Here is a 22,178-nt window from a genome sequence, read left to right as displayed (position 1 = left end):
GCCCGTCAGCGCAGTGGTGCCACCGAAGCCCCTGTGATTCGGTGTCGACGGAGCGAATCCGCGACGAAGCCCGACACCTTCATCTCCTCGACGAACTGGCAGAGAAGCGCAGCGGCCGCTTCGCCGCGGCTCTTCGGCACGCCCATCGCCTGGCGGATCACCATGAAGCGCTCGTCGAGCAGGCGCAGGCCGGGCGTCTTCGCCGCATCGGCTTCGAGCTGCTGCTTCACGCCGGCCGCGACTTCGAGCTGCTGTTCGACGAACGTCGGCACGACGGCCGGCGACGTCGGCGCGCGCACGATCTGCGCGGCCTTCAGTTCGCGCGTGAGGAACAGGTCATATGCGCTGCCCTTGCCAACCGCCACCCGGTTGTGCGGCTGGTCGACATCCGCGTTGCCGCGGATCGGCGAGTCGTCGCGCACGAGATAGAAGCCTTCGATCAGCACGTACGGTTCGGTGAACGCGACCGTCTCGCCGCGCAGCGGATCGACCGCGAAGAAGCCGAAATCGGCGCGCTCTTCGGTCAGCGCCTGCACGGACTTGCCGGCGGCGTCGAACACGACGAGCTCCAGCTCGGCAGACAGCCGCTCAGCGAACGCGCGTGCGAGGTCGATCGACACGCCGAACGGCTCGCCCGTGGCCGGGTCGCGGTTCGCAAGGATCGGGTTGCCGAGATTGATCGACGCGCGCAGCTTGCCGGTCGGGGTGAACGCGGAGAGGACGGAAGGGGCGACGGTCATGAAAGGGCTCGTTTGGGAATCGGATGCGCCGCTCGCACGGGCGCTCAAGGTTTGAGAATGGCGCTGATGCGCGACAGCGCATCGAGCGTATGCAACAGGTGTTGACGCAGTTCTTCCGACGCCTCTTCATTGCGCTCGCGCTCGAGCAGCTCGAGCACGTGAAGATGCTGCTTCGCATGTTCGACGTAGCGCTCGCGATCCTGCATCGAGCGGTACGACAGCAGGCGGCGCACGCGATTCACGCGCCGGATCGTGTCGATGAAGAAACTGTTGCCCGATGCTTCGACGAGTGATTCGTGGAACCGCACGCCGCGATCGTGGAGTTGATCGGCGGTATCGGTCTCGATGCCGCCAGCGAGCAGGTGTTTCTCGACTTCGCGGCACCGTTCCAGCACCTTCGGTTCGAGCCGGTAGCCGGGTTCGAGCAGTGCGGCCGGTTCGAGCGCAAGGCGCAGCCGGTACGATTTCAACAGGCTGTCGGGCGTCGTGAGCATCGGCGAGAACTGCCAGCCGTAGCCCGGCTTGCGCTCGGCCCAGCCTTCTTGCGCGATACGCCCGAGCACGGCCGTGAGCTGTGCGTTCGTCAGCCCGTAGCGGGTGCGGATCAACTGCTCGGAAAATTCGTCGGGCAGCTCGCCCTTCAGGCGATCGTCCGCGATCCGGAAATACACGCTCGTGATCACGTCGGCTTCGCCGAGACCGAGTTCGTCGACGACGTCCGACAGCGGCTCGATCACGGGCTTCGCGACGAAGAAGCCGCGATTGCGCTCGCGCGTCAGGATGCCTTTCTCGTGCAGCAGCGCGAGCGCCTCGTTGACGGGTGAACGGGATACGCGCAGGCGGTCGGCCAGCATCTGCGCGGGCAGGTGCGCGCCGACGGCGAGTCCTTCCGTCTTGATCAATTCGACAATCTGGGTCGCGATGGAGCGGTCGATCATGTGAGTGAGCATTCGGGGCGCCGCGGGCGGCTTCGGTCTCAAGCCTCCTGCGTCGTCAAGTTCTTCTGCAATATCAGCGGAATGACGCCGCCTGAGCGCAGCAGCTCGCATTCGAGACGGGTCTCGACCGCGGCCGTCGCGTCGACGGGCTCGACGCGACCGTCGGCGCGAACGATGCGCACGGGCACCGTGCAGCGCGGCGACAGCGCATCGGCCGGCGCGTCGACCTCGAGCTTATCACCTGGCCGGAGGTCCAGCGTGTCCGGGTGGATGCCCGCCGCGAAGCGCAGCGGCAGGATGCCCATCCCGATCAGGTTCGAGCGGTGGATGCGCTCGAAGCTTGCCGCCAGCACCGCGCGGATGCCGAGTAGCCGCTGGCCTTTCGCGGCCCAGTCGCGCGACGATCCGGTGCCGTAGCGCTCGCCGGCGACGAGCACGACCGGATTGCCTTCCTCTCGGTAGCGCGCGGCTGCCTCGAAGATCGGCAACACGTCGCCGCTCGGCACGTGCAGCGTATGCGCGACCGGCATGCCGTCGCGCAGCCGGTTGACGAGGGTCCGGTTGTAGAACGCGGCCCGCATCATCACTTCCCAGTTGCCGCGCCGCGATGCGAACACGTTCAGGTCATCGCGATCGTCGCCGCGCGACACGAGGAAATCCGCGACGAAGCTGTCCTTCGGGATCGCGCTGGCGGGCGAGATGTGATCGGTCGTCACGTCGTCGCCGAGCACCAGCAGCGGATACGCGCTGTACGTGCCGAGCTGGCTGCGCTGCGACGTCGACGCGAACGGCGGCCGGCGCAGCGCGGTCGAGGCCGGATCCCACGGGAACTGCGCGCTGTCGGGCGCGTCGAGGTCGTGCCAGGCCGGGTTCGCACTGGCGTGCGCGAAGGCGCGCGGGTAGTCGTGCGGATCGGCGGCGGCCGCCGTCAGTTCGGCGATGGCTTCGCGTGTCGGCCACAGGTCGTGCAGGTACACGGGCCGGCCGTCGGCCGTGTGCTGGAGCGGGTCGCGACTCACGTCGATTTCGGCGTCGCCGGCCAGCGCGAACGCGATCACGAGCGGCGGCGACATGATGAAGCCGAGGTCGAGATCCGGGTGGATGCGCCCCGGGAAGTTGCGGTTGCCTGACAGCATCGCGACCGGCCGGATCGACGCGTCGGCGAGCGCCGCGCGGATCGGCTCGGTCAACGGCCCGGAGTTGCCGATGCAGGTCGTGCAGCCGTAGCCGACGATATCGAAACCGACCGCCGACAGGTCGTCGACGAGCCCGGCCCGTTCGAGGTAGGCGGCCGCCGCGGGCGAACCGGGCCCGAGCGACGTCTTGACCCATGCCGGCACCGTCAGCCCGAGCGCACGCGCGTTGCGCGCGACGAGGCCGGCTGCGATCAGCAGCGCAGGATCGGACGTGTTCGTGCAGCTCGTGATCGCGGCGATCGCGACCGGATGCTTCGGCATCGACCGATGCGGATGCGCGGGATGGAACGCGAGCGGCGCGAGCGCGGCGGCCGTCTGCGAATGATCGAGCAGGTCTTGCGGGCGGCGCGGCCCGGCGACGTGCATGCCGATCGACGCGAGGTCGAGGTCGATCGTGCGCGTGTAGCGCGGCTCGGCATCCGGATCGAACCACAGGCCGGCTTGCCGCGTGAACGCTTCGACGAGCCGGATCGCCGATTCGGATCGGTGGGTCGCGCACAGGTAGTCGAGCGTGTTGCCGTCGACCGGGAAGAAGCCGGTCGTCGCGCCATACTCGGGCGCCATGTTCGCGACGACCGCGCGCTCGCCGGCACCGAGCGTCGCGACGCCCGGGCCGAAGAACTCGACGAACTCCCCCGATACGCCGATTGCACGCAGCCGCTGCGTGACGGTCAGCGCGAGATCGGTCGCCAGCACGCCCGCGCGCAACGCGCCGGTCAGCCGTACGCCGATCACGTCGGGAATGCGCTGCATCACGGGCATCCCGAACATCACCGTCTGCGCCTCCAGGCCGCCTACGCCCCAGCCGAGCACGCCGATGCCGTTGATCATCGGCGTGTGGCTGTCGGTGCCGATCAGCGTGTCGGGCACGGCCCAGCGCTCGCCGTCGCGCTCGAGCGTCGTGACCACCGTCGCCAGTTGCTCGAGGTTGATCGTATGCATGATCCCCGTGCCTGGCGGATGGATGCGCACGCCCGTCAGCGACTTCGATGCCCAGCGCAGGAACCGGTAGCGCTCCGCGTTGCGGCGCAGCTCGCGCTGCAAGTTCAGCGGCGCGGCGTCCGGCCGCGCGAAATATTCGACGGCCAGCGAGTGGTCGACCGACGAATCGACCGGGAGCACCGGGTTCAGCGACGCCGGATCCGCGCCGGCTTCGGCGAGCGCGTCGCGCATCCCGGCGATATCGACGAGCGCCGGCGTGCTGGTGGTGTCGTGCATCAGCACGCGGTTCGGCTGGAACGCGATCTCGGCCTCGCTGGTCGCGCGGCGCGTCCATTCGACGATGGCGTCGACCGCCTGCTGCCGCTCGTCGCCATCGGTATTGCGGATCACGTTTTCGAGCAGCAGACGCAGCACGACGGGCAGTTCGCGCAACGTGGCGCCGAACCGGCCGGGAAGGTCGACGAAGCGAAACGTCGCGCCATCGACTGTCAACCGGGCTTCCGAGGGGGAGTTGGTGTTTTCCATGACTGTATTTTTGCACTTTAACAAGTAAAAATGCAATCTAGTGCTAACCCGACATACAACAATTCAGGAGACGACCGTGACGAAAACAGGCAACGACCCGGACGAAAACGGTCCGGATCCGATGCGTCGCCGCGTGATGGGGCACACGGCGGCGCTCGGCGCGCTCGCGCTTCTCGGCGCGGCCGCCGGGCCGGTTTCTGCAGATGAATCACACAAGGCTTTGAAAGGAAAAACACCCATGTTTGCTTATGTCGGATCGCGCACCACGCGCGAACGAAACGCCCGCGGCGACGGGATCAGCGTCTATCGCGTCGATACCGGAACGGGGGCGCTCGAGCGCGTGCAGCTCGTCAAGGATCTGGTGAATCCGTCGTTCCTTGCGTTGAGCGCGAATGGCGAACACCTGTACACGGTCCACGGCGACCTGAGCGACATCAGCGCATTCAAGGTCGACAAGACGACCGGCCAGCTCACGTTCCTGAACCGCCAGAGCACGCAGGGCAAGAACCCCGTGCATCTCGCGATCGACCCGACCGGCCGCTACGTGGTCGTGTCGAACCACATCGGCGCGAGCCTGGCGGTGCTGCCGATCGCGGTCGACGGGACGCTGCAGGAGGTCGCGCAGCTCGTTCCGCTCGAAGGCCCGATCGGCCCGCATCGCATCGAGCAGAAGCAGGCGAAGCCGCACTTCAACCCGTTCGACCCGACCGGGCAATTCGTGATCGTGCCGGACAAGGGGCTCGACCGCGTGTTCTCGTTCCGGTTCAAGGACGGGCGGCTCGCGCCGGCCGATCCGGCGTTCGTCGTCACGCGCGAGACGGCCGGCCCGCGTCACGTCGCGTTTCATCCGAACGGCGCGCTCGCGTATGTCGTCAACGAACTCGACTCGACCGTCACGACCTATCGGTACACGTCGTCGAACGGTGCGCTGACGCCCGTGCAGATCGTGTCGTCGCTGCCGGACACGTACACCGGCAACAGCCGCGCGTCGGAGATCGAGGTCGATCCGGCCGGGCGCTTCGTCTACGCATCGAACCGCGGCGACGACAGCATCGCCGTGTTCCGCATCGACCCGGCCAGCGGCCATCTCGCGTTCGTCGCGGCCGAACCGGCCGGCGGCCGCACGCCGCGCTTCATGACCGGCACGCCGGACGGCCGCTTCATGTACGCGCTGAACGAAGACAGCGACAGCATCGTCGCGTTCGCGATCGATGCCGCGACGGGCCGCCTCAAGCCGACCGGCTTCTCGGTCGCGTCGGGCAGCCCCGTGTGCATGGTGTTCTCCGGACACCGCGCGTAATCCTTCCCGCCCCATCAGGAGACAGCCGGCGGCAGGTCCGCCGGTGCACATTCATGAATCAAGCAACCCCTATCGACGAACGCGCGCTGGTGCGCAAGATCGCGTGGCGCATCATCCCGTTCGTGTTCGTCCTCTACATCATTTCGTATCTCGACCGCGCGAACATCGGCTATGCCGCGTTGCAGATGAACAAGGAGCTCGCGCTGTCGAGCGAGGCGTTCGGCTTCGCGTCGGGCATCTTCTTCATCGGGTATTTCCTGTTCGAAGTGCCCAGCAACGTGATGCTCAACAAGTTCGGCGCACGCGTATGGATCGCGCGGATCCTGGTGACGTGGGGCGTCGTGTCGGTGATCTCCGCATTCGTGCAGGACGCGACGCAGCTCTACGTGCTGCGGTTCCTGCTCGGCGTGGCGGAAGCGGGCTTCTTCCCCGGGATCATCGTGTACCTGACCTACTGGTTCCGTGCGAAGGAACTCGCGACGACCGTCGCGCTGTTTACGGCCGCGATCCCGGTGTCGTACATCATCGGCGCGCCGCTTTCGACGTGGATCATGGATCACGTCCACTGGTTCCAGTGGAGTGGCTGGCGCTGGATGCTCGTGCTCGAAGGCGCGCCCGCGCTGGTCGGCGGGATCCTGTGCTTCCTGTACCTGACGGACCGCCCGGGCGACGCGAAGTGGCTCACGCCCGCGGAGCGCGCGTGGCTGCTGAACGAACTCGACAACGACCGCAAGGCGCGGCCGCGTGCGCAGCATCTCGGTTCGCTGAAGACGATGACGAACCCGAAGGTGTTGTACCTGTCGTTCATCTACTTCGTGTATCAGTGCGGCAGCCTCGGCGTCGGGTACTGGATGCCGCAGATCATCAAGGGCTTCTCGTCGAGGCTCTCGCATACCGAGATCGGGCTCATCGCGACGGTGCCCTACGTGGTTGCGACGATCGCGATGGTCATGTGGTCGCGTCGTTCGGACCGGCGCAGCGAACGACGCCTGCATTCGGCGATTCCGCTGGCGGTGGCCGCCGCGGCGCTGCTCGGCGCGGGCCTGTCGACGAACCCGTACGTGTCGATCGCGATGATCAGCCTGAGCCTCGCGGGCCTGTACGCGTTCAAGTCGCCGTTCTGGGCGCTGCCGACGCTGTTTCTTAGCCGCTCGACCGCGGCCGTGTCGATCGCGGTGATCAACTCGATCGGCAACCTCGGCGGCTTCGTCGGGCCGTTCATGATCGGCTTCGTCAAGGGAACGGGGCAGAGCGCGACCCCTGGGCTGCTGTTTCTCGCGGCGCTGCTCGTCGTGTCGTTCCTGATGACGTTCTTCATTCGCGTTCACGAACAGCCGGCCGCCGACACGCCGTCGAACGTGGTGAACCAGACCCATTGACACGATGAAGCGCAATCCGGCGACGAGCCGGAACATATAACCGAAGGAGGAGATCGATTGATGAAGAAGCTTTCATTTTGCTTTGTTGTACTGAATTCAATGCCGGCGATATCGCTGGCGCAAAGCAGCGTGACGTTGTACGGGATCATCGACAGCGGCATCAATTACACCAGCAATGTGCAAACGGCGCGAACGGCGGCCGGCCCGGTCGGTGGTCGTCAGATCGCGATGATCGAAGGCGGATCGGCCGGCCTGCAGGGGAGCCGCTGGGGGCTCAAGGGCAGCGAGGATCTCGGCGGCGGTCTCAAGGCACTGTTCGTGCTGGAGAGCGGTTTCTACAGCAATAACGGCGTGCTGAACCAGGGCGGTGCGATGTTCGGGCGGCAGGCGTATATCGGCCTGGGCCATCCGGTCGGCACGGTCACGCTCGGGCGCCAGTACGATCCTGTCGTTGACTTTTACGGGCCGTTCCTCGCCGCGCCGCAGTGGGGCGGCTACATGACCTCGCATCCGGGCGACCTCGACAACGCGTTGAACACGCGACGCATCAACAATTCGATCAAGTTCCGCAGTGCCAGCTACCGCGGGCTGACGGTCGAAGCATTGATGAATCTCGGCGGCACCGCCGGGTCGTTCTCGACCAACTGGATCTGGGGCGCCGGCGCGTCGTACGCGGCGGGGCCGTTTTCGATCGGCGCGGGCTACCTGAACGTCCGCAACCCCAACACGTCGTTCTTCGGCGCGAATCCGAATGCCGGCCCGGCGACAAGCAACAACCTCGGCAGCGCCGGCAACGCGAGTGCGCCGGAGAACAACCCCGTGTTCGCCGGCTATGCGTCGGCGAACCGGCTCGAAATCGCCGGCGTCGGAGCGGGCGTGACGCTGGCCGCCCTCAGCGTCAATCTCGCGTATTCGAATACGCGCTTCGAGGGGCTGGGCTCCGCGTCGGGGCCGAATGCGCTGCGTTACGCGGGCACCGCGGCGTTCAACAACGTCGAGATCAACGCGAAATACCAGTTTACGCCGTCGTTGCAAGCCGGCATCGCCTACGACTACACGAGAAACGGCGGTGCCGGCGGCAAGGGCGGCGCGAACTACAACCTGTTCAGCGCGGGTGTCGATTATTTCCTGTCGAAGCGTACCGACGTTTATACGGTTGCCGTGTTCGAGAAGGCGAGCGGGACGGACTCGCTCGGGCAGCCGGCGGTTGCGCAGATCACCGGATTGACACCGTCCGCGACGGACAAGCAGGTTTCGCTTCGGGTCGGGGTGCGGCATAAGTTCTGAGCGAGCAGTGGCGGGCGCCGGGTGTGCTGGGCGGAGCGGCTCAATGAGCGTCCGCGAAAAACCCTTTACTTCGATACACCGGCTGAGCGATTTCATCAAGCTGTTGCATCGACGGGTTGAATCCACCGTCATCATCGTCTTCGCGTGGCACGACCTGACGCGCGTCGATACCTGACGACCATTGCGGGGGCGTTCGCGTTGCTCGCCGCCCAGCGGCACGGCGATCATGTCCTTCTCGATGACCTGTCCCAGCCGGATCCCGGCATTGAATCCGCGCGCGACGACGTCGAATGCTTCGTCCGTGACGGTCATGTCGATGGTCGCTTCGGGATAACGCTCCATAAGGCTTGCCAGCCACGGGCCCGACAGGAAGGGCCCGGCAATCGACGTGGCCGAGAGCCGAAGATGGCCGCGCGGCGCGGCGCGTCCGTCGTGCCTCAGCGACACCCTTCGCACCGTGACCGATGAATGCTCTCCGCACCGCGGAGAGCATTCAGGCCAGGCCCGTCAGGGCTCATTCCTTGCTCGATTGCTTTCTCGGTAGTTCCGAGAACGTTCGAACAAGGAGGGCCTGAGATGAAAGCAGTCGTATTTCACGGTATCGGCGACATTCGCATCGACACGGTGCCCGATCCCGAGGTCACCGACGCGACCGACGCGGTCGTGCGCCTGACGGCCAGCGCGATTTGCGGCACCGACCTGCACATGGTGCGCGGCACCCTCGGCGGGATGAAGCCGGGCACGATCCTCGGCCACGAGGGCGTCGGCATCGTCGAGACGGTCGGGCGCGACGTGCGCAACCTGCGGCGCGGCGACCGTGTGCTGATTCCGTCGACGATCGCATGCGGCAGTTGCGCGTACTGCCGCGCGGGCTACACCGCGCAATGCGACGTCGCGAACCCGGGCGGCCCGCGTGCGGGTACCGCGTTCTTCGGCGGTCCGGCCGCGAGCGGCGCGTTCAACGGGCTGCAGGCCGAGTACGCGCGCACGCCGCTTGCGCATGCGAGCCTGGTTCGGCTGCCGGATGACATCGACGACGATCGCGCGATCCTGATGTCGGACATTTTCCCCACCGGCTATTTCGGCGCGCAGCTCGCGGAAGTGCGCGCGGGCGATACGGTCGCCGTGTTCGGCGCGGGGCCGGTCGGCCAGTTCGCGATCGCGAGCGCGAAGCTGATGGGCGCCGGGCGCGTGATCGCGATCGACCGCGTGGCGTCGCGCCTCGAGATGGCGTGCGCGCAAGGCGCGGAGATCGTCGATTTCGCGGAGGACGATCCGGTCGAGACGGTGCTGCGGCTGACGGGCGGAATCGGCGTCGATCGCGTGATCGACGCGGTGGGCGTCGACGCGATGCGCGCGACGCACGGACCGGCCGCGGCCGATCGCGACGCGGCGCATGCATTCGATGCGGAAGTCGATGCGATCGCGCCGCACCGCAAGCCGGACGGCCGCAACTGGGTGCCGGGCGACGGGCCGTCGCAGGTGCTGCAATGGGCGGTGCGCGCGGTCGCGAAAGCCGGCACGGTGGCGGTGATCGGCGTGTATCCGCCGGCGTCGCGCGTGTTCCCGGTCGGCGATGCGATGAACCGCAACCTGACGATCAAGATGGGCAACTGCAATCACCGAACGGTGACGCCGCCGCTCGTCGAGCTGGTGCGTAGCGGCGCATTCGACCCGCTGTCGGTGCTCACGCGTTGCGAGCCGCTGACGAATGCGATCGATGCCTATCGCGCGTTTGACACGCGCGAGCCGGGCTGGATGAAGGTGAAGCTGACGCCATGACGATGCCAACCGAAACCGGGAGGACTGCGATGAACGATCCCTACGACAACTGCATGGCCGCTTGCGACGCGTGCGCCCACGCCTACGATGCCTGCACGGCCGCGTACCTCGCCGAACGCGACGCGCAGGCGCTGGCCGACTGCATCGCGCTCGACATCGAATGCGCGCAGCTGTGCCGCTTCGCGTCGGGCGCGATGGCGCGCCGCAGCGTGCTCACGCCCAGCGTCTGCGCGTTGTGCGCGCAGGCATGCGACTTGTGTGCGGCGGAATGCCAGCGGCATGCACACGATCATTGCCGCCGCTGCGCGCTCGCGTGTGAAGCATGCGCGGCGATGTGTCGCGCGGTGGCTTGAGCACGTGAGCACGGCGGTCACGGCGTGCGGCGAACCCGGCGTGCGACGCGCTGCAGCAGCGCGTCGAGCACGGCTATTTCGACGGGCTTCACGAGATGCTCGTCGAAGCCTGCGCGTGCGGTGCGCTCCAGGTCCGCCGCGCTGGCATGTCCCGACAGCGCAACGCAGGTCGTGTCGCGCAGCGCGTCGATCGCGCGCAGTTCGTGCAGGAGCGTGAAGCCGTCGACGTCGGGCATCGTGAGGTCGAGGATCATCAGCTGCGGGGCGTAGTCGCGGGCGAGCGCCACGGCGTCGTGCGCGTTGTAGGCGACGCGCGGCGCGTGCCCCTTCACCTGCAGCAGCACGGCGAGCGTGTCGGCCGAATCGCGATTGTCGTCGACGATGACGATACGGAGCGGCGTCGTGTCCGTCTGCGCGGACTTGACCGGCCCGCGCACGTCGCCGCGGGTCGCGCGCGCCATGCGGTCGATCGGCAGCCGCACCGTAAACGTCGCGCCGTGACCGGGCCCGTCGCTTTCGGCCGAGATGCGCCCGCCGTGCAGTTCGACGAACGTCCGGCAGATCGCGAGACCGAGCCCGAAGCCGTCGGTCGGCCGCCGGCCCGCCCCGCTTTCCTGCTCGAACAGGTCGAAGATGGTTTCGAGCGCGTCGTGCGCGATGCCGACGCCACGATCGGTCACGCGGATCGCGACGACCGGCCCCTCGAGTGTGGCGCCGACGTCGATGCGTCCGCCGAGCGGCGAGAACTTCGACGCATTGTCGAGCAGGTTGTGCAGCACCTGGACGAGCCGCGCGTCGTCGCCGTGCAGCGGCACGGCATCGGCCGGCAGATCGACGTGGATGTGCTGCCCGCGCGCGGCCAGCTTCGGCTGGATGCTTTCGACGCCGCGGCACACGATGTCGCGCACGGTAATCGGCCGGTCGTTCAGCTCGAGCTTGCCGGCGGTGATGCGCCCGACGTCGAGCAGGTCGTCGACGAGCCGCGTCAGTTGCGTGACCTGACGATGCACGGCGTCGCGGCACTGCGCGAGCGCGGGCGCCGGGTTGGCCAGGCTCTGGAGCACGCCGACCGAGTGGCGCAACGGCGCGAGATGGTTGCGCAGCTCGTGCGCGAGCATCGCGATGAACACGCTGAGCCGGTGCGTCGACGCTTCGAGCTCCTCGAGCCGCTTGCGCTCGGTCATGTCGCGCGTGATCTTGATGAAGCCGCAGAGCTGGTTCGAGTGATCGTGCACGGGCGTGATCGTCACGTTCGCCCAGAACTGCGAGCCGTCCTTGCGCACGCGCCAGCCTTCGTCCTCGAAATGGCCGTTGGCGGCCGCTTCGGCGAGCCCGTGCGACGGCCGGCCGGCCGCGATCGCATCGGGCGGATAGAAGCGCGAGAAGTGGTGGCCGACGATCTCCGCGGCGCGATAGCCCTTGATGCGCGCGGCCCCCGCGTTCCAGGTCGCGACGTTGCCGTACGGGTCGAGCATGAACACCGCGTAGTCGGTGATCGACTCGACGACCGTCTGGAACCGGAACTCGGCGAAGCGGTGCAACAGGTCGCACGCCTCGGATTGCCCGAGCGGCGGGGGAGGCGAGCGAGGATTGAGGTCGTCTTTCATCATCGGAGCGGCTTGTCGAAGACGGGCGGGCAAGCGCCGCCCGGCCGCCGTCGGGCGGGCCGGCGGCGGCGGTACGGATCGGATTGGCACCCCGAAAGCTTAGGGGATTGGCATCCCAAAAGCATAAGGGAACTCAATTCGGCTGATCAATGGGTGCGCATCGGTTGTGCCGATCGCCATTCCGGCGGCGCGCAATCGGTTCCGGTGCGCGGCACGGCACGCCGATTGCACGCGCTTGCGTTCCACCAGCCGGGCCGCGGTTGCCCGGCTGCACGCGGCCACGAGCCTCGCAAGGAGAACGACATGAACAGCACGCTGAACCCCGACAACGAACCGTCCGGCCCGGACGACGACAATGCCAGCCGCGGCCGCGACGGCCGCGCACTGGGGCCGAGCGACTCGTCCGACAGCGGCAGCGACACGGCCGGCGCGCGCCGTCATCCGTTCGACGTCGATTCGCCGCTCGACGATCACGCGCTCGAACGCGGCGATGCGTCGCTCGACAGCGATACGGACCGTGCGGGCACCGGTGAGCGCGCGTCGGCGGACGGCGATTCGACGTTCGACGAGGGCATGGACATCAAGCCGGACCGCACCGAGCGGCTGAGCGAGCCCGGTCGCACGACGGAACCGGATGACGGGGACGAAGCGGGCGACGACGGCACACCGTGACGCCCGGCACGCAAAAACTGCAATCGCATTGCAGATTCTCGCGTCCGGCAGCTGATCGACGTCGCGATGCGTGTCGGTCTTCCCTCGGCCACGACAGCGGCACGCGACTTGCATTCGACCTGACCGACGCGCGCCGTGACCCGGCATGGGGCCGTGCACGGCGCAGGCGCGCTCAAGGAGGGACACGATGCAACGACGATATCCCGGACGGCACGGCGAACGCGGTGGCCCGCCCGACTGGCAGGAGCGCAACGAACGCGCGACCCGGGGCGCCGGCGAGCGCGGCATCCCGGAAGATCCGGCGCGATGGCCGGAAGCGGGCGACGAGTCGGCTTACCGCCGCTTCGCGAGCGAGGACGTCGGTCCGGAAGACTGGGGCAGCGAATGGAGCGAACGCGCGGCGCGGCCGGTCGGCCAGCGGCGCGGCGGGGCCGAGGCGGGCTGGCAGCGCGACTTTCCGCGCCAGCCGGCGCGCGAGCCCGATCCCGGCTACGGCGAACGCGACTATCGCGCGCAGGGCCGTGACTGGCGGGAAAGCCAGTACAGGGAAGGCCCGTACCGCGGCGTTCCCGCGGCGTTTCGCGGGCAGCACCGGATGGGCGAATACGACCGCGACCGCACCTATGGTGATCCGCGCGACGATCCGCGCTACCGCGGCGACGCTCCCGACTTGTCGCGATTCGGCAGCGACGCCGAACGCGACGCGCTGCGCAATCGTCGCGGGCCGAAAGGCTATACGCGATCGGACGAGCGGATCCGCGAAGATGTGTGCGAGCGGCTCGCGCATGCGCTCGACATCGACGTGAGCGACGTCACGGTGCAGGTGCAGGACGGCCGCGTCGAACTGGACGGCACGGTGCCGGCGCGATGGATGAAGCATGGCATCGAGGACCTGGCCGACGGCTGCATGGGCGTGCGCGACGTCGAGAATCGCGTGCGGGTTCGCCGTGATGAGGGCGAGCACGATTCGGGGATGGTGCTGCATCCCGACCAGCGGACCGTGACGCCGACGCAGCCTGCCGTGCTCGATCCCGAGCCGGGCACCGTCGGTCGCGACCGCGAGCGCAAACCGCACCACTGAGCGCTCGTGCATGAACCGGCGCGCCCCGAACTGCCCCCCGCACGCATGACGACGGGAACCGACGATACGCCGCCCGGGCGGTGCTCGTGATCGTCATCGTCATCGGCAAGTACGGCGGCGGCTTCGTCACGTTCGAGATCGATGCGGCCTGCACGGCGCGTGCTTACGCGCCGGCGGATGCGTGACCGGCGGCGCGTCATTCGCCAGATCGACGCCGCGCGCGATCGGGAAGGCTGCGCGCCGCTCGAGGCCGGTTTCCACGCTTACCTGACCCAGCCCGCGGCAACGGACGACCTGATCGCGACGTTGCGCGCACGCGCCTTTTCCTCTGGAGAAACCCATGTCGAATCCGCCACCCGAAGCGCTGACCGGCCGCCGCGCCGGTAGCGCGTTTGTCGACCGCCAGACCGCGGTCGCCGCGGTCGAACTGCTGCTGCCGAGCCTGTCGGCCGCGCTGCAGAGCGACTTCGTCGGCGACAGCGGCTGCCTGCACATCGTGATCATGGATCCCGCGCTCGGGCCTCGCGACGCGGCGTTCGAGGACGCGATCCTGTACGAGTTCTCGTTGCCCGACCCGAAGGACTGGGACGCCGACTACCGAGCGTATGCGCGTGCGAAGGCGCGGCTGTCGTGGGAAACGGGCCGCGACGGCCACGTCGTGCAGGCGCTGGAGCCGTACCGGCTGCGCGCGGGCGATACGAACCTGTGGGGCGGGGTCGCGCTCGGCGGGATCGTGGTCGGCGTGTCGGGCGCGCAACCGTGGTTCGACGAGGCATTCGCGGGCTGCATCGCGCACTGCCTGCGTGCGCTCGCGAAGCGCCGCGCGCAGGCGACGCCGGACGCGCTGGCGATCTGAGCGCGGCCGGCCGGGGCGGTTTTTACAGCAACTTATAAAAAAGCCAGCGATGGCGTGCCGGCGCGTGAGGCGGCACGGATGCAGGCAAGCCGGCACGGTTCTCGCTGTATCTCCTGCACCGACGTTTGTCGCGACAAGCGTCACAGCCGGTCCGGATGCGTCCGGACGTTCGCAAGGAGGTGCAGGTGAACGACGTCAAACACGATTCGCCCCAAGCGCCGCTCGCCGGCCGCGTCGTGCTGGTGACCGGCGGCGGCCGCGGCCTCGGCGAAGCCATTTGCGAAGACCTGGCGCGGCACGGCGCGCACGTGGTCGTCGCCGATCTCGACGGCGACCGCGCGGCCGCCGTCGCGCAGCGGCTCGAACGGCACGGCGGGCAGGCGGTCGGCCGGCCGCTCGACGTGCGCGACGAGGCGTCCGTGCTGCAGGTCGTGCACGACGCGCGGGAAGCGCTCGGCGATCTCGACGTGGTCGTCAACAACGCGGCGATCGACGTGACCGCGCCGATCGACGACGTGAGCGTCGACGCGTGGCGGCAGGTGCTGATGACGAACCTGCTCGGCCCCTACCTGATGTGCCATGCCGCGGTGCCGATGATGAAGGCGCGCGGCACCGGGCATATCGTCAACATCGCGTCGACCGCGTCGAAGCGCGCATGGCCGAATGCGTCCGCCTATCACGCGACGAAGTGGGGGCTGCTCGGCCTGTCGCATGCGCTGCATGCCGAACTGCGGCCGGCCGGCGTGAGCGTGTCGGCGATCGTCGCGGGCGGGATGCGCACGCCGTTCCTGCTCGACCGCTTCCCGGACATCGACGCGGACACGCTGCAGCCGGCCGAGAACGTCGCGGCCGCCGTGCGCTTCGTGCTGATGCAGCCGCCCGGCACGGTGGTGCCGGAAGTGATGGTGCTGCCGATGAAGGAGACGTCATGGCCTTGACGCGCGAAAGGGGGCTGCCCGGGGCCGTGCTGATCGACAAGGACGGCACGTTGCTCGACGACGTGCCCTACAACGTCGATCCGGCGCGCATGCGCCTCGCACCGGGCGCGGCACGTGCGCTGCGCACGCTCGGCGCGACCGGCATGCCGATCGTGGTCGTCTCGAACCAGCCGGGCGTCGCGCTCGGCCGCTTTACCGAAAACGAGCTTGGCGCGGTCCGTCGGCGTCTCGCCGAACTGTTCGAAGCAAACGGCGCGACGCTGACGGATTTTTTTTACTGCCCGCATCACCCGCGCGGCAGCGTGCCGGCCTATACGGTTGACTGCGTGTGCCGCAAGCCGCGCCCCGGCATGTTGCGTCGCGCGCTGGCCATGCTGGGCGTCGTTCCCGAATGGAGCTGGATGATCGGCGACATCCTCGACGACGTCGCGGCCGGGCGCGCCGCGCGTTGCCGCACGATCCTCGTCGACTGCGGGCACGAGACCGAATGGCGCACCGACGCCTCGCGATCGCCGCACCACGTCGTCGATCGCGTCGACCTCGCGGCCGACATCGTCGCGCGCGAAGCCGTGCGGCGGCACGGCACGTGGGGGCGGCGATGAACGCCGCGTGGCGTCGCGCGCGACGCATCCTGTGCGTGCGGCTCGACAGCGTCGGCGACGTGCTGATGACGACGCCCGCGTTGCGCGCGCTGAAGGAAAGCGGCGAGGGTCGCCGGCTCACGCTGCTGACGTCACGCACGGGCGCCGCGCTGGCGGCGCACCTGCCGATGGTCGACGACGTGTGGACCTACGATGCGCCGTGGGTCAAGCACCCCGACGTGCGCGGCGATCCGGTTGCCGATCTCGACATGATCGACCGGCTGCTGGCCGGCCGTTTCGATGCGGCCGCGGTCTTTACCGTCTACAGCCAGAACCCGCTGCCCGCCGCGATGATGTGCTGGCTGGCGGGCATTCCGCTGCGGCTCGCGCATTGCCGCGAGAACCCGTATGAACTGCTGACCGACCGCGTGCCGGAAAGCGAACCGGAGTCGCACGTGCGGCACGAGGTGGCGCGGCAGCTGGCGCTCGTGCGCGCGATCGGCGCCACGACGTCGAACTGGCGGATGGCGTTCGAGCCGGGCGACGCGGCGCGGCGTGCGGTGAGCGCGCGGTTGCAGGCCACGTTGCAGTGCATCGGCGGCCCGCGCCGGCCGGGCGCGCCATCGGGGCGCTGGCTCGTCGTGCATCCGGGCGCGAGCGCGGCGTCGCGTCGCTGGCCGGCCGAGCGCTTCGGCGAGGTGGCCGCGAGCGTCGCGCCGCTGTTCGATGGCATCGCGGTGACGGGTAGCGAGAGCGAGCGCTCGCTGGTCGACACGGTGTGCGCCCGCGCGGGCCCGCGCGCGGTGCCGTTGGCGGGCGCGCTGTCGCTCGGTGAACTCGGCGCGCTGATCGAGACGGCCGACCTGCTGCTGTCGAACAATTCCGGCCCGGTGCATCTCGCGGCCGCGCTCGGCACGCCGGTGGTCGATCTCTATGCGCTGACCAATCCGCAGCACACGCCCTGGCGGGTGCCGCACCGGGTGCTGAACGTCGACGTGCCATGCCGCAACTGCTACCGCAGCGTGTGCGACCAACCCGGCCATCCGTGCCTGCGCGCGGTGAGCGTCGACGATGCCGTCGCCGCCGTGCACGCGCTGCTGCGCGGTCGCATGCGCCATGCGCGGCGGGCGGCCGTGCGGGCCGCCCTGCACGGTGACGGACCGGTCGACGCGAGCCCGTCGAACGTGATTCCGTTCTCGCCCGCCATCACGAGGAGCTGACGCATGCCCGAACCGATCCATACGCTCGGCATCAACGCCGCCTTTCACGACAGTGCCGCGTGCCTCGTGCGCGACGGCATCGTGATCGCGGCCGCCGAGGACGAACGCTTCACGCACGTGAAGCATGCGAAGCGCCCGGTACCGTTCTCGACCTGGGAGCTGCCCTACCATGCGATCGACTACTGTCTCGCGGAGGCCGGCATCGTGCTCGCGGACGTCGACCACGTCGCGTATTCGTACGACCCGTGGTTCGAGCTCGATCGCGACACGGCCGAGCCGTCGCTGACCTTGCCGCTTTCGCCGTCGGCCCACGCGCCGCGCAACGGCGGCGCGTCGCCATGGCATCCGCTGTTCCTGTCGTCGATCGTGAACGCGCCGCGCCAGCTCGCGGGCGGTGCGCCGCACCACCTGCAGCGGCGTTTTCGCGGTGTCACGCACGACGGGCCGTTCCGCTGGCATTTCGTCGAGCACCATCTCGCGCACGAGGCAAGCGCGTTTCTCGCGGCGCCTTTCGCGCGCTGCGCGGTGATGACGATGGACGGGCGCGGCGAGCGTGCGACGACGAGCTACGGCGCGTTCGACGGCCGGTCGTACCGGCGGCTCGGCCAGGTCAACCTGCCGCATTCGCTCGGGTTGCTGTACGAACGCGTGACGCGCTACCTCGGCTTCCTGCACTCGTCCGACGAGTACAAGGTGATGGCGCTCGCGTCGTACGGCAAGCCGGTGTTCGCCGACGCGATGCGCAAGCTGGTGCGCTACGACGGCGACGGACGCTACGCGATCCTCGACGGCGATCTCGTCGCGCTGTTCGGCCCGCCGCGCGAACGCGGCGGCCCGATCGAGCCGCATCACTGCGACATCGCGCATGCGTTGCAGCGCGTGCTGGAAGAAACGGCGTTGCAGGCGGTCGACTGGCTGGCCGCCGGCACCGGCGAGCGGCAGCTCGCGATGGCGGGCGGCGTCGCGCTGAACTGCGTGATGAACGCGAAGATCCGCGATCGCGGCCCGTTCGACGACGTGTGGGTGCAGCCCGCCGCCGGTGACGCCGGCACCGCGCTCGGCGCGGCGCTGTGGACCGACTTCCGGATGCGCGGCGAGCGCGGCGCATGGCGGATGGATCATGCGTATCTCGGGCCGTCATACGGTGACGACGCGATCGAGGCGTTCCTGAAGGACGCCCAGCTGCCGTACCGGCGGCTGGCCGACGTCGCCGCGCAGACGGCCGCGCTGCTCGCGGCGAACCGCGTGATCGGCTGGTTCCAGGGGCGCATGGAGTTCGGCCCGCGCGCGCTCGGCGCACGCTCGATCCTCGCGTCGCCGACCGATCCGGACATGCAGCGCAAGCTCAACAAGATCAAGGATCGCGAGGACTTTCGGCCGGTCGCGCCGGTCGTGCTCGAAAGCAAGGCGCATCACTGGTTCCGCGGCGGACGGCGCACGCCGCTGCGCGCGCCGTTCATGCTGTTCGTGTACGACGTCGCGCCCGGCGCGGAGGCGACGATTCCGGCCGTGCGCCATATCGACGGCACCGCGCGCGTGCAGACCGTCGACGAAGCGCAGCATCCGCTGCTGCACGCGTTGCTGACCGAGTTCGACGCGCTCACCGGCGTGCCGGTGCTCGTCAACACGTCGTTCAATACCCGCGGCGAGCCGATCGTCTGCACGCCGCGCGATGCGCTCGAATGCTTCTGGACGTCGCCGCTCGACGCGCTCGTGATCGGTTCGTTCCTGCTGGAGAAACCGAGATGAACGCGCGCGACACGCAACGGCCGCCGATCGTGTCGGTCGTCGTGCCGACCTACCGGCGGCCCGACCTGCTCGAACGCTGCCTCGACGCGCTGTGCGTGCAGGTGTTCGACCCGACGGCCTACGAGATCATCGTGGTCGACGACGACGCCGCCGGCAGCGCGCGGCCGGTCGTCGAGCGGTGCCGTGCGCGCGTGACCGACGTGCCGGTGATCCGCTACATGACCGCGCCCGCCACGCAGGGGCCGGCCGGTGCGCGCAACGTCGGCTGGCGCAGCGCGTGCGGCGCGTTGATCGCGTTCACCGACGACGACACGATTCCCGATCCGGCGTGGCTGCGCCACGGCACGGCCGCGTTGCTGGCCGAGCCGACCGCGTCCGCCGCCGCGGGCCGCATCGACGTGCCGTTGCGGCCGCACCCGACCGACTACGAGCGCGACGCGGCCGGCCTCGCGCATGCGGAATTCGCGACCGCGAACTGTTTCGTGCGGCGCGTGGCGCTCGAACGGGTCGGCGGCTTCGACGAACGCTTCACCCGCGCCTGGCGCGAGGACGCGGACCTGATGTTCGCGTTGCGCGAACACGCGGGGCCGATCGTCGACGCCGATGCGGCGTGCATCGTGCATCCGGTCCGCCCCGCGCGCTGGGGCGCGAGCATTGGCCAGCAGTCGAAGGTCTATTTCGACGCGCTGCTGTACAAGAAGCACCGTGCGACCTACCGCCGCCATATCCGGCCGGTGCCGCCGTGGCATTACTACGCGGCGGTGCTCGCCGCGCTCGGCGCGCTCGTGTGCTTCGCGGCCGGGTGGCCGGCGCCGGGCGTGGCATGCGCGGCGGCCTGGGCCGTGTTGACGGCGGCGTTCTGCGTGAAGCGCTTGCGCGGCACGCGGCTCACGCCGTCGCACGTGGCCGAGATGATCGTCACGTCCATCGCGATTCCGCCCGTGTCGCTGTACTGGCGCATGCGCGGCGCGCTTCATTTCCGGGTCTTGTTCCTATGACGACCGAACCTGCCGATTTCGAGCGTGTGCGGCGCCCGGCGCGCATCGCGGTGTTCCGTGCGCTGCAGCTCGGCGACATGCTGTGCGCGGTGCCCGCGTTGCGCGCGCTGCGGCGCGGCGAACCCGACGCGCGGATCACGCTGATCGGGCTGCCGTGGGCGCGCGAGTTTGCGTCGCGCTTCTCGGATTACCTCGACGGTTTCATCGCGTTTCCCGGTGCGCCGGGGCTCGGCGAACAACCGGTGCCCGACGCAGCCGCCCGTGAAGCGTTCATCGCCGAGTGCCGCGCGCGGGATTTCGACCTCGCGATCCAGCTGCACGGCAGCGGCACGACCACCAACGCGATCGTCGCGTCGCTCGGGGCCACGCGCACGGCCGGCTTCGTGCCGGCCGACGGTGGCGCGACCCGGCTCGACCACGCGCTCGCGTGGCGGGACGACGAGCCTGAAGTCACGCGTTACCTGGCGCTGATGCGCGCGCTCGGCTATGCGGAATGGGGCGACTACCTCGAATTCCCGCTCGGCGGCCTCGATTACGCGTTGTGGCACGTGCTGTGCGACGAGCATGCGCTCGATCCGGGGCGCTACGTGATCGTGCATCCCGGTGCGCGGATGGCGTCGCGGCGCTGGCCGGTCGACCGCTTCGCGCTTGCCGCACGGCAGCTCGCCGACGACGGCTGGCAGATCGTGTTGACCGGCACGCGCGCGGAACTGGCGCTGGCCGGTGCGTTCGCCGAGCATCTCGCGCGGCCCTGCGTGAACCTGTGCGGCCGCACGCCGCTCGGCGCGCTTGCCGCGCTGATCGGACGCGCACGGCTGGTGCTGTGCAACGACACGGGCGTGTCGCACGTCGCGGCGGCGCTCGGCACGCCGAGCGTGGTCGTCGCGTGCGGCAGCGACACGGGCCGCTGGGCGCCGCTCGACAGCGCGCGTCACCGCGTCCTCGCGAACTATCCGGCGTGCCGGCCGTGCATGTTCGACACCTGCCCGTATGGGCACGAATGCGCGATGGCGATCGGCGTCGGCGACGTGATCGAGCAGGCGGGCGAACTGCTGGCGGAGGAGAGGCGTCATGTCACGTAAGCGGCTGCGCGTGCTGACCTGGCACGTGCATGGCAATTACCTGTATTACCTGTCGCAGGCGCCGCACGAGTTCTTCATCGTGACGAAGCCGCACGATCCGCCTGGCTATGCGGGCCGCGTCGGGCACCTGCCATGGGGTGACAACGTGCACGAGGTGCCGGCGGAGTGCGTGCGCGACACCGCATTCGACTGCGTGCTGTACCAGCATCAGAAGCATTACGAGCACGACCGCCTGCGGCTGCTGAGCGACGACCAGCGTGCGTTGCCGACCCTGTTCGTCGAGCACGATCCGCCGCGCGGGCATCCGACCGATACGCTGCATCCGGTGCAGGATCCGAACGTGCTGCTGGTGCACGTGACGCCGTTCAACGCGCTGATGTGGGACAACGGCGTGACGCCGACGCGCGTGATCGAGCATGGCGTGCTGATGCCCGAGCACGTCGCGTATCACGGGACGTTGCCGAAAGGCGTGACGGTCGTGAACAACCTGGCGCGCCGGGGGCGTCGCCTGGGCGCCGACCTGTTCGAGGCCGCGCGTCACAGCGTGCCGCTCGAACTGGTCGGGATGGGCTCGGCCGAGCTGGGCGGGATCGGCGAGGTGCCGAACCCGGCGCTGCCGCACTTCCTGTCGCACTACCGGTTCTTCTTCAATCCGATCCGCTATACGAGCCTCGGGCTCGCGGTGATCGAGGCGATGATGATCGGGATGCCGATCGTCGCGCTCGCGACGACCGAGATGGCGCTGCTCATCCGGAGCGGCCGCAACGGCATGGCCGATACGCGGCCGGCCGTGCTGATCGATGCGATGCGCATGCTGATCCGCGATCCCGATCTCGCACGCGAGTGGGGCGCCGCCGCGCGACGCGACGCGTGCGAGCGCTTCGGCATCGAGCGGTTCGTGCGCGACTGGGACGCGGCGTTGCACGACGTCGCGACGTGAGTCGCACGCGTG

The 22,178-nt window shown here is 69.0% G+C and carries 20 protein-coding genes and 2 pseudogenes; 17 read left to right on the top strand and 5 right to left on the bottom strand.

Features of this window, described 5'->3' with window-relative positions; all coding sequences use genetic code 11:
* Positions 1–5: 5 nt before the first annotated feature.
* Genes QZM35_RS27300 through acnA form a run of 3 tightly spaced genes read right to left on the bottom strand, consistent with a single transcriptional unit; the run spans position 6 to position 4,341 of the window.
* Positions 6–740, bottom strand: coding sequence for an ABC transporter substrate-binding protein (locus QZM35_RS27300; protein ID WP_174971418.1), 735 nt, complete (start codon positions 738–740; stop codon positions 6–8).
* 44 nt (positions 741–784) lie between these two features.
* Positions 785–1,678: a GntR family transcriptional regulator gene (locus QZM35_RS27295; protein WP_089429264.1), complete on the bottom strand. Its 894-nt coding sequence runs from the start codon at positions 1,676–1,678 to the stop codon at positions 785–787.
* A 38-nt stretch (positions 1,679–1,716) separates the two neighbouring features.
* Entirely contained in the window at positions 1,717–4,341 is a 2,625-nt protein-coding gene (acnA, locus tag QZM35_RS27290; RefSeq protein ID WP_301777187.1) for an aconitate hydratase AcnA, read from the bottom strand.
* Positions 4,342–4,579: 238 nt separating this feature from the next.
* Here acnA and QZM35_RS27285 point away from each other — a divergent pair, with 238 nt between their 5' ends.
* Genes QZM35_RS27285 through QZM35_RS27270 form a run of 4 tightly spaced genes read left to right on the top strand, consistent with a single transcriptional unit; the run spans position 4,580 to position 8,482 of the window.
* Positions 4,580–5,641, top strand: coding sequence for a lactonase family protein (locus tag QZM35_RS27285; protein ID WP_089430075.1), 1,062 nt, complete (start codon positions 4,580–4,582; stop codon positions 5,639–5,641).
* A 53-nt stretch (positions 5,642–5,694) separates the two neighbouring features.
* Positions 5,695–7,020, top strand: a complete 1,326-nt coding sequence (locus QZM35_RS27280; protein WP_089429266.1) for an MFS transporter — start codon at positions 5,695–5,697, stop codon at positions 7,018–7,020.
* 60 nt (positions 7,021–7,080) lie between these two features.
* On the top strand, positions 7,081–8,307 hold the full coding sequence (locus tag QZM35_RS27275) for a porin (protein ID WP_089429267.1): 1,227 nt from the start codon (positions 7,081–7,083) through the stop codon (positions 8,305–8,307).
* A gap of 43 nt (positions 8,308–8,350) precedes the next feature.
* Positions 8,351–8,482, top strand: coding sequence for a hypothetical protein (locus QZM35_RS27270; RefSeq protein WP_256978526.1), 132 nt, complete (start codon positions 8,351–8,353; stop codon positions 8,480–8,482).
* Between the two features lie 35 nt (positions 8,483–8,517).
* On the opposite strand, the pseudogene QZM35_RS27265 reads toward QZM35_RS27270, so the two are convergent.
* Positions 8,518–8,754: pseudogene (locus tag QZM35_RS27265) on the bottom strand (LysR substrate-binding domain-containing protein); the annotation flags it as partial.
* Between the two features lie 129 nt (positions 8,755–8,883).
* Here QZM35_RS27265 and QZM35_RS27260 point away from each other — a divergent pair.
* Both QZM35_RS27260 and QZM35_RS27255 read left to right on the top strand, forming a co-directional pair.
* The gene (locus tag QZM35_RS27260) at positions 8,884–10,089 is read left to right on the top strand and encodes a zinc-dependent alcohol dehydrogenase (RefSeq protein ID WP_089429268.1); all 1,206 of its coding nucleotides are present in this window, start codon (positions 8,884–8,886) and stop codon (positions 10,087–10,089) included.
* 29 nt (positions 10,090–10,118) lie between these two features.
* Positions 10,119–10,442, top strand: a complete 324-nt coding sequence (locus QZM35_RS27255; protein ID WP_301777186.1) for a four-helix bundle copper-binding protein — start codon at positions 10,119–10,121, stop codon at positions 10,440–10,442.
* Positions 10,443–10,459: 17 nt separating this feature from the next.
* On the opposite strand, the gene QZM35_RS27250 is transcribed toward QZM35_RS27255, so the two are convergent.
* Entirely contained in the window at positions 10,460–12,052 is a 1,593-nt protein-coding gene (locus QZM35_RS27250) for an ATP-binding protein (protein ID WP_301777185.1), read from the bottom strand.
* A 300-nt stretch (positions 12,053–12,352) separates the two neighbouring features.
* On the opposite strand from QZM35_RS27250, the gene QZM35_RS27245 reads away from it, so the two are divergent.
* The 11 genes and pseudogenes from QZM35_RS27245 to QZM35_RS27195 all read left to right on the top strand — a co-directional run bounded on the left by QZM35_RS27245 (position 12,353) and on the right by QZM35_RS27195 (position 22,166).
* Positions 12,353–12,721: a chemotaxis protein gene (locus QZM35_RS27245; RefSeq protein ID WP_301777184.1), complete on the top strand. Its 369-nt coding sequence runs from the start codon at positions 12,353–12,355 to the stop codon at positions 12,719–12,721.
* 187 nt (positions 12,722–12,908) lie between these two features.
* Positions 12,909–13,802, top strand: coding sequence for a BON domain-containing protein (locus QZM35_RS27240; protein ID WP_301777183.1), 894 nt, complete (start codon positions 12,909–12,911; stop codon positions 13,800–13,802).
* Positions 13,803–14,045: 243 nt separating this feature from the next.
* A pseudogene (locus QZM35_RS27235) lies at positions 14,046–14,189 on the top strand (response regulator); the annotation flags it as partial.
* Positions 14,143–14,658, top strand: coding sequence for a hypothetical protein (locus QZM35_RS27230; protein ID WP_206149111.1), 516 nt, complete (start codon positions 14,143–14,145; stop codon positions 14,656–14,658). The pseudogene QZM35_RS27235 and the gene QZM35_RS27230, both read left to right, overlap by 47 nt.
* A 155-nt stretch (positions 14,659–14,813) precedes the next feature.
* Positions 14,814–15,596: an SDR family oxidoreductase gene (locus QZM35_RS27225; protein WP_089429271.1), complete on the top strand. Its 783-nt coding sequence runs from the start codon at positions 14,814–14,816 to the stop codon at positions 15,594–15,596.
* Positions 15,587–16,198 carry an HAD-IIIA family hydrolase gene (locus tag QZM35_RS27220; protein WP_089434086.1) on the top strand — a complete coding sequence of 204 codons (612 nt, stop codon included), beginning with the start codon at positions 15,587–15,589 and terminating at the stop codon, positions 16,196–16,198. Before QZM35_RS27225 ends, QZM35_RS27220 begins: the two co-directional genes overlap by 10 nt.
* On the top strand, positions 16,195–17,397 hold the full coding sequence (locus QZM35_RS27215) for a glycosyltransferase family 9 protein (RefSeq protein WP_089430079.1): 1,203 nt from the start codon (positions 16,195–16,197) through the stop codon (positions 17,395–17,397). Before QZM35_RS27220 ends, QZM35_RS27215 begins: the two co-directional genes overlap by 4 nt.
* Before the next feature lie 3 nt (positions 17,398–17,400).
* Positions 17,401–19,146, top strand: a complete 1,746-nt coding sequence (locus tag QZM35_RS27210) for a carbamoyltransferase C-terminal domain-containing protein (protein WP_089434087.1) — start codon at positions 17,401–17,403, stop codon at positions 19,144–19,146.
* Positions 19,143–20,144: a glycosyltransferase family 2 protein gene (locus tag QZM35_RS27205; RefSeq protein ID WP_089429274.1), complete on the top strand. Its 1,002-nt coding sequence runs from the start codon at positions 19,143–19,145 to the stop codon at positions 20,142–20,144. Before QZM35_RS27210 ends, QZM35_RS27205 begins: the two co-directional genes overlap by 4 nt.
* A complete protein-coding gene (locus QZM35_RS27200) occupies positions 20,141–21,226 on the top strand; it encodes a glycosyltransferase family 9 protein (RefSeq protein WP_089434089.1) in 1,086 nt (361 codons plus the stop codon). The genes QZM35_RS27205 and QZM35_RS27200 overlap by 4 nt, the downstream gene beginning before the upstream one ends.
* Complete coding sequence (locus QZM35_RS27195; RefSeq protein WP_301777182.1) at positions 21,216–22,166, top strand: glycosyltransferase; 951 nt, start codon at positions 21,216–21,218, stop codon at positions 22,164–22,166. Before QZM35_RS27200 ends, QZM35_RS27195 begins: the two co-directional genes overlap by 11 nt.
* Positions 22,167–22,178: the final 12 nt, after the last annotated feature.

The organism is Burkholderia sp. AU45274 (assembly GCF_030482505.1).
In the GTDB taxonomy this organism is placed as follows: domain Bacteria; phylum Pseudomonadota; class Gammaproteobacteria; order Burkholderiales; family Burkholderiaceae; genus Burkholderia.
Note: the sequence above shows the minus strand (reverse complement) of the source record. Positions and strands in the feature narration are given on the sequence as shown.

Excerpts from the sequence above, each read along its gene's own strand:
- QZM35_RS27255 (WP_301777186.1), top strand. The coding sequence starts at position 10,119 with ATGAACGATCCCTACGACAACTGCATGGCCGCTTGCGACGCGTGCGCC.
- QZM35_RS27300 (WP_174971418.1), bottom strand. The coding sequence starts at position 740 with ATGACCGTCGCCCCTTCCGTCCTCTCCGCGTTCACCCCGACCGGCAAG.
- QZM35_RS27250 (WP_301777185.1), bottom strand. The coding sequence starts at position 12,052 with ATGATGAAAGACGACCTCAATCCTCGCTCGCCTCCCCCGCCGCTCGGG.
- QZM35_RS27225 (WP_089429271.1), top strand. The coding sequence starts at position 14,814 with ATGCGTCCGGACGTTCGCAAGGAGGTGCAGGTGAACGACGTCAAACAC.
- QZM35_RS27275 (WP_089429267.1), top strand. The coding sequence starts at position 7,081 with ATGAAGAAGCTTTCATTTTGCTTTGTTGTACTGAATTCAATGCCGGCG.
- QZM35_RS27285 (WP_089430075.1), top strand. The coding sequence starts at position 4,580 with ATGTTTGCTTATGTCGGATCGCGCACCACGCGCGAACGAAACGCCCGC.
- acnA (WP_301777187.1), bottom strand. The coding sequence starts at position 4,341 with ATGGAAAACACCAACTCCCCCTCGGAAGCCCGGTTGACAGTCGATGGC.
- QZM35_RS27295 (WP_089429264.1), bottom strand. The coding sequence starts at position 1,678 with ATGATCGACCGCTCCATCGCGACCCAGATTGTCGAATTGATCAAGACG.
- QZM35_RS27280 (WP_089429266.1), top strand. The coding sequence starts at position 5,695 with ATGAATCAAGCAACCCCTATCGACGAACGCGCGCTGGTGCGCAAGATC.
- QZM35_RS27220 (WP_089434086.1), top strand. The coding sequence starts at position 15,587 with ATGGCCTTGACGCGCGAAAGGGGGCTGCCCGGGGCCGTGCTGATCGAC.
- QZM35_RS27260 (WP_089429268.1), top strand. The coding sequence starts at position 8,884 with ATGAAAGCAGTCGTATTTCACGGTATCGGCGACATTCGCATCGACACG.
- QZM35_RS27245 (WP_301777184.1), top strand. The coding sequence starts at position 12,353 with ATGAACAGCACGCTGAACCCCGACAACGAACCGTCCGGCCCGGACGAC.
- QZM35_RS27210 (WP_089434087.1), top strand. The coding sequence starts at position 17,401 with ATGCCCGAACCGATCCATACGCTCGGCATCAACGCCGCCTTTCACGAC.
- QZM35_RS27230 (WP_206149111.1), top strand. The coding sequence starts at position 14,143 with ATGTCGAATCCGCCACCCGAAGCGCTGACCGGCCGCCGCGCCGGTAGC.
- QZM35_RS27240 (WP_301777183.1), top strand. The coding sequence starts at position 12,909 with ATGCAACGACGATATCCCGGACGGCACGGCGAACGCGGTGGCCCGCCC.
- QZM35_RS27215 (WP_089430079.1), top strand. The coding sequence starts at position 16,195 with ATGAACGCCGCGTGGCGTCGCGCGCGACGCATCCTGTGCGTGCGGCTC.
- QZM35_RS27270 (WP_256978526.1), top strand. The coding sequence starts at position 8,351 with ATGAGCGTCCGCGAAAAACCCTTTACTTCGATACACCGGCTGAGCGAT.
- QZM35_RS27200 (WP_089434089.1), top strand. The coding sequence starts at position 20,141 with ATGACGACCGAACCTGCCGATTTCGAGCGTGTGCGGCGCCCGGCGCGC.
- QZM35_RS27205 (WP_089429274.1), top strand. The coding sequence starts at position 19,143 with ATGAACGCGCGCGACACGCAACGGCCGCCGATCGTGTCGGTCGTCGTG.
- QZM35_RS27195 (WP_301777182.1), top strand. The coding sequence starts at position 21,216 with ATGTCACGTAAGCGGCTGCGCGTGCTGACCTGGCACGTGCATGGCAAT.